This window comes from Paradesulfitobacterium aromaticivorans (assembly GCF_054657415.1).
This window is the reverse complement of sequence record NZ_BAAHYT010000010.1, coordinates 1-13605: the sequence shown is the minus strand read 5'-3', so window position 1 is coordinate 13605 and position 13605 is coordinate 1. Positions and strand designations below refer to the sequence as shown.

Sequence of the window (13605 nt, the reverse complement as noted above, 5' to 3'; positions counted from 1 at the left end):
GTTTGAGGTCGGTATAACTAATATATTAAACTAACATTTTGATATAGATTTTTATACAGGAGCGTACAATGCTCCTAATTTTTTTTCTAGGCACGAAGGAAAAAGGCGATAAATGGAGAAAATGGTAAAGGGAGAAATGTTTGTAGTAAGCGGTGATGAATAATTTGGAATATTACGCTCATTCAGACAGTCAAAAAGACAAAAGCCAGTGGCACCTATTAAAACGACATTTAGAAGATACCGCAGTCCTAGCTGCACATTTCGCAGAAAAGTTCAAGGCTGCGAAGATAGGTTATGTGGCTGGGCTTCTTCATGACGTTGGCAAATATTCAGATGCGTTTCAACAACGTCTTCATGGAGCTAAAAACAAAGTAGATCATTCCACAGCCGGAGCGGTAGAGGCAGACAAATATTACAAAGTTTTTGGTAAAATATTAGCCTATGTAATTTCCGGTCACCATGCAGGTCTCCCTGACTGGGGCAGTAAAGCTGATGAATCTTCGCTGGAAGGAAGGTTAAATAAAGGTTCTCTGCCAAATTACAGCGCCTTTGAACAGGAAATTGTACTCCCAACACCTGAAGAACTCGCTTTTCCTATCAAAAAAGCGCCTATGGGCTATGGGTTTAGTGTTCAGTTCTTTATCCGCTTCCTTTACTCGGCGCTAGTGGATGCTGATTTCCTTGATACGGAAAGAGGATTGAACCCGGACAAATCATATTTGCGTGGGAATAGAGTTTTGCTTAGCGAAATGAAGCAAGTTCTTGATTCGTTTTTGGAAGATCTTAGTGTTAGAACTTTTCGAACGCAGATTAAAGGGTACAGGGAGCAGGTTTTAGCCAACTGCAAGACCAAGGCGATTTTAAGGCCAGGATTTTTTACTCTCACAGTACCAACGGGAGGCGGGAAAACCCTTTCTTCGATGGCTTTTGCCCTGAAACATGCTGTAACCTTCAACATGGATAGAGTGATATATGTTATCCCGTACACGAGCATAATTGAACAGAATGCAGCAGTATTCAGAGACATATTTGGTGATGATAAAGTGCTGGAGCATCACAGCAATTTCTCATATTCCGATATTGTGCAGGATGAGCAAGCAGAGAATAATTCCTCGATGGAAGAAAAATTGAAACTGGCGGCGGAGAACTGGGATATGCCTGTTATTGTTACGACTAGCGTGCAGTTCTTTGAGTCCTTGTTTGCATCAAAAAGCTCAAGGTGCCGGAAACTACATAATGTTGCAAACAGTGTAGTGATCATAGATGAAGCGCAAATGACTCCCACAGGTTTCTTACGACCGTGCCTTAATGCGTTGGTTGAGCTAGTGACAAATTATAATACTACGGTGGTTTTATGTACCGCTACTCAGCCGGCCATCGGAAAATTTCTGCCTTTCGATATTGAAACGTTTGAGATAATTGATGACCCCGAGGGGTTATATCAAGCGTTGCAGCGGGTGCGGGTTAATAATTTAGGAGAACTGTCAGATGATTCGCTCGCCGATAAATTGTTAATGTACGAGCAGGTCTTGTGCATAGTCAACTCTAAAAAACATGCCCGCATAATCTTCGAAAAAATACAGGAGGAAGGAACTTTTCATTTAAGTACGCGCATGTGTCCTGCTCACAGATCGGAAATATTGCAGACTGTGAGGACACGATTAAAGAGTGGAGATACCTGCAGGGTAGTTTCCACACAGTTGATTGAGGCTGGGGTTGACGTGGATTTTCCAGTTGTTTACCGCAGTATAGCAGGGACTGACTCGGTTGCCCAGGCGGCCGGGAGGTGCAACAGAGAAGGTACGAGAGACAAGGGAGAAGTGTGTGTTTTTAGGCCGGAGAAACATGGTTTACCGGCAGGCTGGCTTAGTAGAACAGCATCGATTGGCGAAAGCATTTTTAGTAAAGCGCAGGATCCTTTAAGCTTAGAACAAGTTAAGGAGTATTTTACTCTGCTTTATGATATTGAGGATGAAAATCTGGACAAAGAGAGAATCATGGCTCAAATCAAAGAACAAGAAAAGGGATTGAGATTTCCTTTTCGGTTTATCGCGGACAAGTTTAAGCTCATTGATGAAAGTACAAACGCAGTAATAATACCTTGGGATGATGAGTGTAGAAAGTTGCTAGAGGAAGCCAAGTGGAGTAAGTTCCCCCGCCAATACGCTAGGAAGTTGCAGCGCTATACAGTGCAGGTCTATGATGTTGAATTTAAGGACATGCTCCGGTACGGTATACTCGAAGATATTGCGGGCTGCTTTTTCGCTTTGAGTGAGGAAAGATACAAAGCGAACTACAACACTGCAACAGGACTTTTGCCCTGTACCGACAGTATGTTTCTTAGAGATACTTTAATCATTTAGGAAAGGAGGGATTTTGAAATGGGTTACGGTATTCGCCTATTAGTATGGGGGGATTATGCTTGCTTTACCAGGCCGGAAATGAAGGTAGAAAGGGTTAGTTATGATGTGATGACACCCTCTGCTGCCAGAGGAATTCTTGAAGCTGTTCACTGGAAACCCGCAATTAAATGGACAGTAGACAAAATACATGTCTTAAATAATATTCGCTTTGACAATTTGCGCCGTAATGAAGTAGGAAGTAAGATACCGGCAGGAAATGTTAAAAAGGCTATGAAAGGTGAGCCTGTCATACTCTGCCAGTATGCGGCAGATGACAGGCAGCAAAGGGCAACCCTCCTATTAAGGGATGTCGCGTATGTTATAGAGGCACATTTTGAACTCACGGACAAGGTTGGACCTGGTGATACCTCTGAAAAGCATTATAATATTGTGCTTCGGCGCGCGCGACAGGGGCAGTGTTATCACCAACCTTACCTTGGATGCCGAGAGTTTCCTGCTAAGTTCCGTTTACTGGAAGAAGACGAGCCATTTCCGCATTCACTGCATCAAGGTGAAAAGGATCTGGGATGGATGCTTTTAGATATTGATTTTAAGGATAATATGAATCCAAGGTTTTTCAAGGCTGTGATGAAAGATGGAGCAATTGAAATACCCCGCATGGAGGAAGGGGGGATACCTGGGTGATTATTCATGCTTTATACCAATACTACGAAAGGCTGCTCGAAGATGAGGATTCCGGGGTTAGCAGGCCCGGATACAGCAGGGTTAGAGTTTCTTATGCTATAATCCTTTCTTCGAAGGGTGATTTACTTAATTTTGTAGATTTACAAGTGGAAAGAGACAAAAAACTTGTTGCAAGAGAAATGAACGTGCCTGAACAGATAAAACGTGCTTCTGGGGTAGCGGCTAATTTCATGTGTGACAACTGTACATATGTGCTGTGCCTTCAACAAGAGGGAAAAAAAGATAAACCCAAACGGAGAACAGAAGCATTTGAGGCTTTTGTTAATCTTCATGAAGAGGTATTGAGTGGAATACGCGATGAGGGGGCAGAAGCTTTATTAACTTTCTTGCATAACTGGGATATTGCCAGAGCACCTAACCATCCTAAAGTAGAGGAAGTTTTAGGGGACTTATCTAAAGGGGGAAACCTTGTATTTAGGTTGGAAGGAAAAGAGGGTTATCTTCACGAACGGCCCGCTATCATGGAAGCTTGGGATTACTTTCGTTCAAGCCACGAGTCCGAAGTCATTAGCCAATGTTTAGTTACGGGCAAGAAGTCGCCTATAGCACGACTGCATCCTAACATCAAAGGAGTAACGGGGGCACAATCAAGCGGTGCTTCCTTGGTTTCGTTTAATCTTAATGCTTTTACGTCTTATGGCAAGAGCCAAAGTTATAATGCACCAATTAGTGAAAGTGCTGCTTTTGGCTATACAACTGCTATTAACTATCTATTAGGTAGCCAGAAACACCGTATACGTATTGGAGATACGTCCATGGTGTTTTGGGCAGAACGTTCGAATGATGGGGTCGAGGAAGACTTGATACAGGCTTTGTTCTTCCCTAATGAACAAGCAGAAAATAATGGAGAAGAAAGTAACACATGGCAAAGGACTAGGGATCCGCGTACAGTACAACTCCTGCATGATGTCTTAAGCAGAATACGAATAGGGGCACCGATTCGTGAAGGGTTGACAGGTGTTGACCAAGGCGTAAACTTCTACATTTTAGGATTGGCTCCCAATGCCAGCCGACTTGCGGTTAGGTTCTGGCATGTTGATGAATACGGGAAGTTCTTGGACAAAATCGGTCAGCATTACAGTGATATGGCTATAATGAAGAGTTATCAAAACGAACCGAATTTTATACCCATCAGCATGATTTTGAAGGAAACTGCTCCTTTGGGAGACTCTAAAAGGATCCCACCGCTCTTAGGCGGGGTGTTGATGCGCTCAATCTTAACAGGCGCTCCCTACCCGGAAGTTTTATATAACTCAATAATCGTACGCATCAAGGCTGATTACAAAATTAATTATGTGCGGGCGGCTATGGTTAAGGCCTATTTAGTAAGAAAGCAACGGAATAATGGAAGGGATGAGGTGAGAATTAATATGGCTTTAGATAGTGAGAGTACAAATGTAGCCTACAGGCTGGGACGATTATTTGCCCTTCTGGAAAAAGCTCAACAAGATGCCACTCCAGGCTTGAATGCTACGATTAAGGACAGGTTTTTTGGTGCGGCATCTGCTACTCCTGGTTCTGTTTTTCCTATTTTACTCAGATTAGCTCAACATCATATAGCTAAGGCCGAATACGGTCGTTCAACGGATAAACGAATTGAAGAAGTAATTAACTCCATTCAAACCTTTCCAGCACATCTGAACCTGGATGAACAGGGGCTCTTTGTCCTCGGTTATTATCATCAACGCCAGGCACTCTTTACGAAAAAAGAAGAAAAGAGGGATAATTAATGGCTGAGTCTATCAAAAATAGGTATGAATTTGTTCTCTTATTTGAAGTGGAAAACGGTAATCCCAATGGCGATCCGGACGCTGGAAACATGCCGCGAATTGATGCCGAGACTGGTCTTGGACTGGTGACAGACGTATCCTTAAAACGTAAGATCAGAAATTATGTTGATATTGTAAAAGGAGAATCTGAAGGATACGACATTTATGTCCGTGAGGGAGCTGTACTAAATACCCAGCATCGCAAGGCCTATGCAGCTGTAGGGATCGAGCCCAACACTAAGGATAAAAAACTGCCTAAAGATGAAGAGGATGCTAAGAAAGTTACTGGGTTTATGTGTCATCATTTTTTCGATATCAGGGCGTTTGGGGCAGTTATGACTACTGAAGTTAACTGCGGCCAAGTTCGTGGCCCAGTCCAGCTTAATTTCGCCAGGAGTATCGATCCAATTGTGCAACAGGAGGTAACGATTACCAGAATGGCTGTTACCTCAGAAAAAGATGCCGAGAAGAAAGACCGGGAGATGGGCCGCAAGCATATTGTTCCTTATGCACTTTATAGGGTAGAAGGATATGTGTCCGCCCATTTGGCAGGGAAGACTGGCTTTTCCGGCGCTGATCTTGAACTGCTGTGGGAGGCCTTAGTCAATATGTTTGACCATGATCATTCCGCTGCTAGGGGTAAAATGGCTACTCGTAAATTAGTTGTGTTTCAACACGAGTCTGCGTTGGGTAATGCCCCAGCATATAAACTGTTAGACCTATTGCAAGTTTCCAGGAAAGAACCTCTGCGCCCAGCCCGCAGTTTTAATGACTATGAAATCAATTTAGACCGCTCCCAATTGCCAGTTGGAGTGAACATAATAGAAAAATGACGAATTCCATATTTTATGATGACGAAGATTTATTGGCCTTATCAGGAATACAGCATTTTGCTTTCTGCGAGAGGCAGTGGGCATTAATCCATATAGAAAAACAGTGGGAAGAAAACGTGCGAACCGTAGAAGGCAAACAAATGCATGAGAGAGTGGATGACCCATACTTTTCGGAAACCAGAAATAACATTAGGATTGTGCGTTCTGTTCCTTTAGTATCGAGAAGCCTAGGCTTGTATGGAGTAGCTGACGCAATCGAGTACTGGCAGGATTCGGGAGACATCGCCTCCACGATAATAAGTATTGTCGAGTATAAAAGGGGTAAACCAAAAGCAGATGACAGGGATGAAGTTCAGTTATGTGCCCAGGCTATGTGTATTGAGGAGATGTTAGGGGTAAAAATCGACTGCAGTTATTTATTTTATGGTGAAACAAGGCACAGGCAGAAAGTTGATCTTGACGAAACATTGAGAACAAGGGTTAGAGAGCTTGCAGAAAGAATGCACGACCTATTTGAAAAAGGAATAACCCCTACCGTTATGAAACAGTCAAAATGTAGGAACTGCTCCTTGGAAAACATATGCGTACCGGAACTTGGTAAGAAAAGGAATGTGGCTGATCGTTACCTCAAGCATCTGGTTGAGGAAGCGCAACAGGAAGCGGGAGATTAACCCTTATGAAGAAAATGTTGAATGTTCTATATGTAACAACTCCTGAAGCATATTTAGCAAAAGACGGGGAAAACTTGGTGGTTAAGGTACAGGATAAAGAGGTCTTCCGCACTCCGATTCATTATCTGGAAGGAATAGTAACTTTCGGCTATACAGGGGGCAGTCCCGCTTTATTAGGTTTATGTGCAGAAAGGGGAGTTTCACTTACATTTCTTAATGAACATGGAAAATTTCTTGCAAGTGTTTCCGGACCGATTAAGGGCAACGTACTATTAAGGCGCAAGCAATACAGAATGGCGGATTCACCCAATGATTGCACAAAATTAGCTTCGCGCTTTATCATTGGTAAAATAGCTAACTGTAGAACGGTTCTGAGGCGTTTTATCAGTGATCATGGAGACAAGTATAGTTTTGATAGGATTGGGCCGATCAATAAAGATTTAGCTCGCAATATCGTTAGAGTCAGCAGGGCTTCATCGATGGATGAAATCAGAGGTATAGAGGGAGAAACTGCACGAGATTATTTCTCAGTGTTTGACGACATGGTGCTAAACCAGAAAGATTATTTTTTTATGAAAGAACGAAGCCGAAGGCCCCCAATGGACAATTTAAATGCCTTACTTTCTTTTTTATATACCTTATTAGCAAATGAAACAAGAAGTGCCCTCGAAACGGTGGGCCTGGATCCATATGTTGGTTTTTTGCATCGTGATCGTCCAGGCAGACTTAGTCTGGCATTGGATTTAATGGAAGAATTCCGGCCCTATTTAGTAGATAGACTTGTTCTTAGTCTTATTAACCGTCGACAGGTTACAGCTGATGACTTTGTCAAGAAGGAGTCAGGTGGTGTGATCTTAAAGGAAAAGGCAAGAAAAACAGTTTTAGAGGCTTGGCAAACAAGAAAGAGAGAAGAAACAACCCATCCTTTTTTAAATGAGAAAATCACCGTTGGGTTATTACCATATGCCCAAGCTTTGTTGCTTTCCAGATATTTAAGAGGTGATATGGACGATTATCCGCCTTTTGTTTGGAAATAGGGAGGTGAGTTGGCAATGATGGTATTGATCACATATGACGTTAGTACCACATCAGAAACTGGTAAAAGGAGGCTTCGGCAGGTTGCTAAGCAATGTGTTAATTACGGGCAAAGGGTACAAAATTCCGTTTTCGAATGTCTCGTTGACCCTACGCAGTTTGCCCAGCTAAAAAATAAGTTGGAGGGGATAATAGATGTAGAGGTGGACAGTTTGAGATATTATTTCCTAGGCAGTAACTGGAAGAAAAGAGTAGAACATGTAGGGGCAAAAACGACATTTGATCCGGAAGGAGTGATAATTGTTTAGAATAAGTGCGAACCCGATGTGAACATGGTTTGCTAGGGGTATCGCAAGCAGCTTAAAAGATGGATTCTTGTCCAAAAGGTAAGTTTTACGAAAGACCTTCTGTCGTCAATAGATTGGGTTCGCGATAATTAGATCCCTAGCTATTGATATTGCCTGTTTTTTTGCTGTCACTGTCGCACCCCGTGCGGGTGCGTGGATTGAAACCGCTTAAGAAGTTAAGCAGCGCTGCCTGTAGTTCGTCGCACCCCGTGCGGGTGCGTGGATTGAAACTTTGTACGTCTGTTCCTTCTGCCTTCGTTTGTAAGTCGCACCCCGTGCGGGTGCGTGGATTGAAACGACGCTCAACAACTCAAGCAACTTCTCACGCCCCGTCGCACCCCGTGCGGGTGCGTGGATTGAAACACGATCTCCGGCATTATGTAGAGCCTCAGATTATGGGGAGTGTTGCTATGATTTGACCAATTGTAGGTCTTTTTTTATTGGATCACTCACCATAATACTTCATAATCATCCTAACTAGAAAAAGAAAGGATGATTATTTTGGATGAACTACTCGATTTGAAACAAATTATGGATCAAGTGCTTTTACTTCAGGAAAAGCAGGGGTATGCGTTAACCACTCTCAAGGTTCATCGGGGTGTATACAATGGCCTTCTCAGGTTCATGCAATCCAATAATTACGCAACCTTGAATGAAGAAGTCGGCCTTGAGTATGTGCATAACCGTACCGGAACATCTATGGACGGTTTTTATGGACGAGGTGACAGGAAGACCAATATATTTATGAAGCCGGTCCAGAACCTTCTCGTATTCATAAAGACCGGGAACATATCCTTCTACATGCGGTCAAAGATTTCCGACTTTCAGTGTCCAGAATGTTTTAACGAAGAATATCTTCTTTTCCAGGACTCCTATGAAGAACGTTATTACGCCAGCTCAACCATCGTGAGCAATAATAATATCTTACATAAGTTTCTTTATTTCCTTAATGACGAAAATATTAAGAGCTCCTTAGATATTACTCCTTCTGTAGTCACAAAATTTCTGGGAAATTACAGCACTGCAAAACCTAAATATGTAAGCACTATCCTGTATGTTATGCGTAATTACCTCTTCTTCCTGTATCAGCAGCGATTTACAAAGGAAGACCTCTCCAAATCTCTTCCTAGAGTTCGGACGATGCGCAACGCTTTTATTCCTTATTCATGGAACACCGAAGATGTTAAGAAACTGCTAGGGGCAGTTGATCGGGCAGACCCAAAAGGGAAACGGGATTATGCCATTCTGCTGATTGTTGTCCGGCTCGGATTGCGTGTCAGCGACCTTCGTGGATTGAGGCTTTCTAGCCTCAACTGGAACCGGAAGACCATAAGCATCAGTATGCAAAAAACGAAGCGGCCGATTGAGCTTCCTCTTCTTGAGGATATTGGCTGGGCGATCATTGATTACCTAAAGAACGGACGTCCTCAGACACCAAGTGATAGGGTATTTGTTCGCCATAGGGCGCCATTCGACGCATTTGGTGAGAACGAAAGTTTTCATAGAGAATTGCATCGCTACATGGTCAAGGCTGGGCTGGATATACCTCTTGATGTCCACTGCGGACTACATTCGTTACGAAGCACGCTGGCCAAGAAGATGCTGGAAAGCAATGCAACGCTTCCTGTTATTTCCGAGACTCTTGGGCACCAGAACATAAATACAACGAGCATCTATTTAAAGATTGATCTTGTAGGCCTTCGCCGATGTGCCCTTGATCCTGATGAGGTGGACCTATGAAAAAAATCTATGAGTGGAAAAGTGACATGAAGGGCCTTCTCTGTACATTCATCCAAGAGAAAAAGATGACTAACTTCATATACAAGAAACAGACTAGAGAATTGGAACGATTCGATGCTTATTACTATTACAACGGCTACAGCGGAATTAATCTGACAAAGCCGATGCTAGACCGCTACATCTATGGTGAATTTGAAAAGCCGTGTACTCATTACAAAAAGGAAATCCTTATGAGGAATTTTGCTGAATTCCTAAGCAGGCACGGACATTTAGTTCATATACCCATAATTAAATCCGCCTCCCAGAAGAGGAGTTCTCATATTCCTTATATATTTACAAAAAAGCAATTGCATAAGTTCTTTATGGCAGTCGATTCCTACCCCTTGGAAGGAACCAACAACCGCAACGTGCTTGATCCGATACTGTTCCGTCTTCTGTATGGAAGTGGTTTGCGAGTCTCAGAAACACTAAACCTGCAGCTTAAGGACATCGACATTGAGAAAAATGTTCTCGTCATACGTCATGCCAAGAATAACAAAGATCGGCTTGTCCCTATTGCACAGAGTCTGACCAAACGGATACAGCTTCTGCTGGATACATACCACAGGTTCAATAAGGACGACTCCTTCTTGTTTCCTAGTATGACTGGAAACAGAACAGATAAAAGTGCCGTTTACCGTCGTTTTCGAGATTATCTGCTTATGGCAGACATTCCGCATACGTCTGCCGGGCCAAGGGTTCACGACCTTCGTTATCCAAACTTAAATAAAATCCAAACCTTTTTCAAATATGCCTGATATTTAAGGATTTTTATGAAAAAAGGTTTGGATATTTTTCTTTACTTTTTCATTAACTTAACACCACAGAATTCTGCCAGTCCACCTTTTACATTTTTCCATTTCTTTGATACCTTTTTGTCGTTCTCATCTTCAAGTGTTGCAAGGGCTTTTAATTCTTGCTCTAAGGTAATGTCAATATATACCATTGTTGTCTGGAGCTGTTCATGTCCTAACAGAAAGGAAATCTGTACGATATTCATGCCGTCATCCAACCAGTGGGAGGCCTTGGCATGCCTCAGCTGATGAGCATGAAGATCCAGTGGTACTTCATTACACATTTCATGTGCTACTCTGGCATGTTTTTTCAGTTGCTTGTTTACTGCAGTCTGACTCATTTTCCCATGTGACCCAGTATTCCTTGAATAAAAAACATAAGCTTCTGGATGCGGATTATCACCATGGAATTCTTTCAGATATTTCTTTAAATGTGCAACTGCCTTAGGTAGAAGATACAGGGTCCTGATTTTGCTTCCCTTACCAATGATGGTGACATTCGGTTTTTCCGCATCCAAATGCAGCTGTCCTGTTTTTAAAGACAGGATTTCATCAATTCTGGCGGCAGTGCTGTATATGATAATCATAAGTGCCAGATCCCTTCGCCCTGCTTTTGTAGATAAATCCGGAACTGATAACAATACCTGTACTGCTTTTTTGCTCATCCCTTTTACTTTTTGGCGTAATTCCTTTTTCCGTGGAATTCTTGTTGCATCCTCAGAAAGGTACAACAGGGAGATTTCTCTACTCCCCAGGTATTTTAGGAACGTCCTTAAGGATGCCAGCCGGTTATTACAGGTTTCTGGGCTGCAGCCACGCTGTTCCATTAGCCATTGCAGCCATTCCTCGATTATTGTCCTGCTGAAACATCCACCACACAGGCTTTCTGCACGGATTCCTTTTTCTGTCTCCAGAAAACCGATGTATAATGCCAGCGCATACTGATAGGATTTCAATGTTTGGCTGCTGCGGCTCTTCTGGGAAGGGACATATTCACTCAAAAAGGCATTGATATGGCGTGCGATTATGACGGATTCATTCGTCGCTTTCTTCATAATCCACCTCCGGCACAATGCTTTCGAAATCCATTCCTGTTTTTTCTTCCAGAATGTCAGCCAGTCCTGGGACAAGGGAATAGTAATACTTTGTGCTTTCCAGTGTGCTGTGTCCCATGCTTTTGCTGAGATAAAGCAGCTTTGCGTCAAATCCAAAGCCTTCATCTGTCCAGTGGTTAATGTTTTCTATGGCATAATGGTGTCTGAGCTCATATGCAGTAGCATGAGAGCTGTTATATTTATTCCACAATTCCCGGAAATTTGTCTGTATCCATTTCCTTTTATGGAAAGAGTTTCTCCTTGCAGGAAAAAAATAAGCCCTGTGAGGGTACTGCTTCCGTATTGCTGCATCATATTTTTTCAAAAGTTCAAGCATGGAATCGTGCAGCACTACATAATGCTGGTCATGCCCTTTGGAATAATGGATGTCCAGAATCCCATGGCACAAGTCGACATCCTCAACCCTCAGCATTCTTGCCTCATTGGTTCGTATTCCACTACTGTAAAGAAGACGGAAGAATACAGGAATGGTTATCTTCCTGTAAAGCTGTTCGGGAGTGCGCGATACGGAAGGCAGACTGTCACAAGCACGGAAAAAATTTTCCAGTTCAGCATCTGTAAAAGAATGGGGAATATACGTGAGTCGCTCTTTCCTTGGAATATCAGGCTCCATAACGTCTGTTTTTCCGCGCTTTCTCAAATATTGTATAAAACTGGCAACAACATAGGTTCTTGATCTGCATGAATTGTTGGTTTCCGTGTCGCGTTTATGGCACCATCCATCCACCATTCCCTGGGACAGAAGAGCAGCTTCCGGATACTGTTTCTTGCAGTACCGGTCAAACAGGAAGAGGTTTGGTTCATAAGAAGCTTCATTCCAATGTCCGGATGCTTTCTGGTAGGAAACATATGCCTGCATGAGCGGTGCAAGAAAAGAAGTGAACTTATTCATGAGAGAACACCTCCTCTGACACAGGAAAATGCTCTATGTTGATAGAGCATTCCTTCAGATGCAGAAAATCTGCACTTAGATATGCCTCAAGGGAATCTGGCGAAGTGTGACCAAGTGTCCTGCTGATGACAGGCTGAGGGACTCCGTTTCCCAAAAGGGCTGTAGCAAGGTGATGGCGGAAGATATGGAATCCTTTCCGGTCGCCTTTGGACTGACGGATGCCTGCAGCTATCATGATCCGGACTGCCACGTTGCCAATGCTTCTGCTTTTCAATCTATCGTATGGTTTATTTTGTGAAACAAAAAGATACCTGCTTTCTGTGTGGGGACGCTCAGAAGTCAGATAGTCATAAATGGCATTACCGACAACTGCTGTTAAAGGAAGTTCAAGAGGAAACTCCGTTTTCTGCTGTCTGATATAGATTAAATCCCTGCCCCAGTCAATGGAGTCAAGTGTCATTCCTGCAATATCGCAGCCACGCAGTCCTGTGTAAAGTGCAAGCATCCCGATAGCTTTATCACAGAGCGTAAGGAGATTTTCACCATTAGCTAGTGCTTCCTTAACCTTCTGGATTTCTTCTGATGTTAGATACTGTATATTTTTTCTAGTTTCCCTTAAGGCAGGAAGAAAAGCCAAAATCCGATGACAAGCTTCTGGATAATAGGGGATACACGCCTTCAATACGGCAGTAATGTTTTTCTTGTAAGAACAGCTCCTTAGCAGTGTTTCATCAGGAGACATAAATATGGAAAGCACGGCTTCTTCTGTAATTTTAACCAGGCTATCTATTCCTTTTTGCTGGAGGGATAAGAAAAATGTGGATGTATTATGAGATTCTGTATAAATGGTGGTAACTTTCTTGCCACGTTTCTTTTCTGCTTCACAGTAATAGTCAATGACTGATTTGAACTCTGGTGACAACAACGGATAAGCACCTCTTTTGAAAAGCTCATGTCTGCGTCTACCATCTGGGAATCTGCTATGGACATCAAACTGTTCAATGGCTCCTATGATAGTCCGCTTATCACGGAGATAATCAGGAGAATGAGATGTTTTTGTATACTCCAGATATACATCCGTATAGCAGGACCAATCCTCTGAATCTGCAAGCACCAGAATTTTTGTAATCTCCCGTTTGAACCTATCAACGTATGTTTTTGAGTAGCCATTGTTTTCCATGTAGGAAATGAGTTTGGGATAATTATCCTGTAGGTTTTGTGCATTCATTTGTATGACCTCCTGTTCATTTGATAAGAAGAGCA

The 13605-nt window shown here is 42.7% G+C and carries 12 protein-coding genes; 9 read left to right on the top strand and 3 right to left on the bottom strand.

The features are described 5' to 3' along the window. Positions 1–155 precede the first annotated feature (155 nt). The 9 genes from cas3 to ACYQ2N_RS05370 all read left to right on the top strand — a co-directional run bounded on the left by cas3 (position 156) and on the right by ACYQ2N_RS05370 (position 10299). Positions 156–2363, top strand: a complete 2208-nt coding sequence (cas3, locus tag ACYQ2N_RS05410; protein WP_459998017.1) for a CRISPR-associated helicase Cas3' — start codon at positions 156–158, stop codon at positions 2361–2363. Between the two features lie 18 nt (positions 2364–2381). Then, complete coding sequence (gene cas5c / locus ACYQ2N_RS05405) at positions 2382–3047, top strand: type I-C CRISPR-associated protein Cas5c (protein ID WP_459998015.1); 666 nt, start codon at positions 2382–2384, stop codon at positions 3045–3047. Continuing rightward, positions 3044–4837, top strand: a complete 1794-nt coding sequence (gene cas8c / locus ACYQ2N_RS05400) for a type I-C CRISPR-associated protein Cas8c/Csd1 (RefSeq protein WP_459998014.1) — start codon at positions 3044–3046, stop codon at positions 4835–4837. Before cas5c ends, cas8c begins: the two co-directional genes overlap by 4 nt. Then, positions 4837–5709 (top strand): type I-C CRISPR-associated protein Cas7/Csd2, encoded by an 873-nt coding sequence (cas7c, locus tag ACYQ2N_RS05395; RefSeq protein ID WP_459998013.1) that lies wholly within the window; start codon positions 4837–4839, stop codon positions 5707–5709. The genes cas8c and cas7c overlap by 1 nt, the downstream gene beginning before the upstream one ends. Beyond that, positions 5706–6380, top strand: coding sequence for a CRISPR-associated protein Cas4 (gene cas4 / locus ACYQ2N_RS05390; RefSeq protein WP_459998012.1), 675 nt, complete (start codon positions 5706–5708; stop codon positions 6378–6380). Before cas7c ends, cas4 begins: the two co-directional genes overlap by 4 nt. A gap of 5 nt (positions 6381–6385) precedes the next feature. Continuing rightward, positions 6386–7417 (top strand): type I-C CRISPR-associated endonuclease Cas1c, encoded by a 1032-nt coding sequence (gene cas1c / locus ACYQ2N_RS05385; protein ID WP_459998011.1) that lies wholly within the window; start codon positions 6386–6388, stop codon positions 7415–7417. Between the two features lie 15 nt (positions 7418–7432). After that, complete coding sequence (gene cas2, locus ACYQ2N_RS05380) at positions 7433–7723, top strand: CRISPR-associated endonuclease Cas2 (protein WP_459998009.1); 291 nt, start codon at positions 7433–7435, stop codon at positions 7721–7723. A 540-nt stretch (positions 7724–8263) separates the two neighbouring features. Continuing rightward, entirely contained in the window at positions 8264–9502 is a 1239-nt protein-coding gene (locus tag ACYQ2N_RS05375) for a site-specific integrase (protein WP_459998007.1), read from the top strand. Next, the gene (locus ACYQ2N_RS05370) at positions 9499–10299 is read left to right on the top strand and encodes a tyrosine-type recombinase/integrase (RefSeq protein ID WP_459998006.1); all 801 of its coding nucleotides are present in this window, start codon (positions 9499–9501) and stop codon (positions 10297–10299) included. The genes ACYQ2N_RS05375 and ACYQ2N_RS05370 overlap by 4 nt, the downstream gene beginning before the upstream one ends. 41 nt (positions 10300–10340) lie before the next feature. Here the strand turns inward: ACYQ2N_RS05370 and ACYQ2N_RS05365 are convergent, their stop codons facing one another. From ACYQ2N_RS05365 to ACYQ2N_RS05355, 3 genes are all read right to left on the bottom strand, one after another. Further along, positions 10341–11390, bottom strand: a complete 1050-nt coding sequence (locus tag ACYQ2N_RS05365; RefSeq protein WP_459997748.1) for a tyrosine-type recombinase/integrase — start codon at positions 11388–11390, stop codon at positions 10341–10343. Further along, entirely contained in the window at positions 11371–12342 is a 972-nt protein-coding gene (locus ACYQ2N_RS05360) for a tyrosine-type recombinase/integrase (RefSeq protein ID WP_459997749.1), read from the bottom strand. Before ACYQ2N_RS05360 ends, ACYQ2N_RS05365 begins: the two co-directional genes overlap by 20 nt. Then, positions 12335–13605: tyrosine-type recombinase/integrase (locus tag ACYQ2N_RS05355; RefSeq protein ID WP_459998005.1), on the bottom strand; the 1271-nt coding region annotated here is incomplete at its 5' end. The genes ACYQ2N_RS05360 and ACYQ2N_RS05355, both read right to left, overlap by 8 nt.

Coding starts and splice junctions, on each gene's coding strand:
- cas2 (WP_459998009.1), top strand. CDS start 7,433: ATGATGGTATTGATCACATATGACGTTAGTACCACATCAGAAACTGGT.
- cas3 (WP_459998017.1), top strand. CDS start 156: ATGAATAATTTGGAATATTACGCTCATTCAGACAGTCAAAAAGACAAA.
- cas5c (WP_459998015.1), top strand. CDS start 2,382: ATGGGTTACGGTATTCGCCTATTAGTATGGGGGGATTATGCTTGCTTT.
- cas4 (WP_459998012.1), top strand. CDS start 5,706: ATGACGAATTCCATATTTTATGATGACGAAGATTTATTGGCCTTATCA.
- cas7c (WP_459998013.1), top strand. CDS start 4,837: ATGGCTGAGTCTATCAAAAATAGGTATGAATTTGTTCTCTTATTTGAA.
- ACYQ2N_RS05360 (WP_459997749.1), bottom strand. CDS start 12,342: ATGAATAAGTTCACTTCTTTTCTTGCACCGCTCATGCAGGCATATGTT.
- ACYQ2N_RS05370 (WP_459998006.1), top strand. CDS start 9,499: ATGAAAAAAATCTATGAGTGGAAAAGTGACATGAAGGGCCTTCTCTGT.
- ACYQ2N_RS05365 (WP_459997748.1), bottom strand. CDS start 11,390: ATGAAGAAAGCGACGAATGAATCCGTCATAATCGCACGCCATATCAAT.
- cas1c (WP_459998011.1), top strand. CDS start 6,386: ATGAAGAAAATGTTGAATGTTCTATATGTAACAACTCCTGAAGCATAT.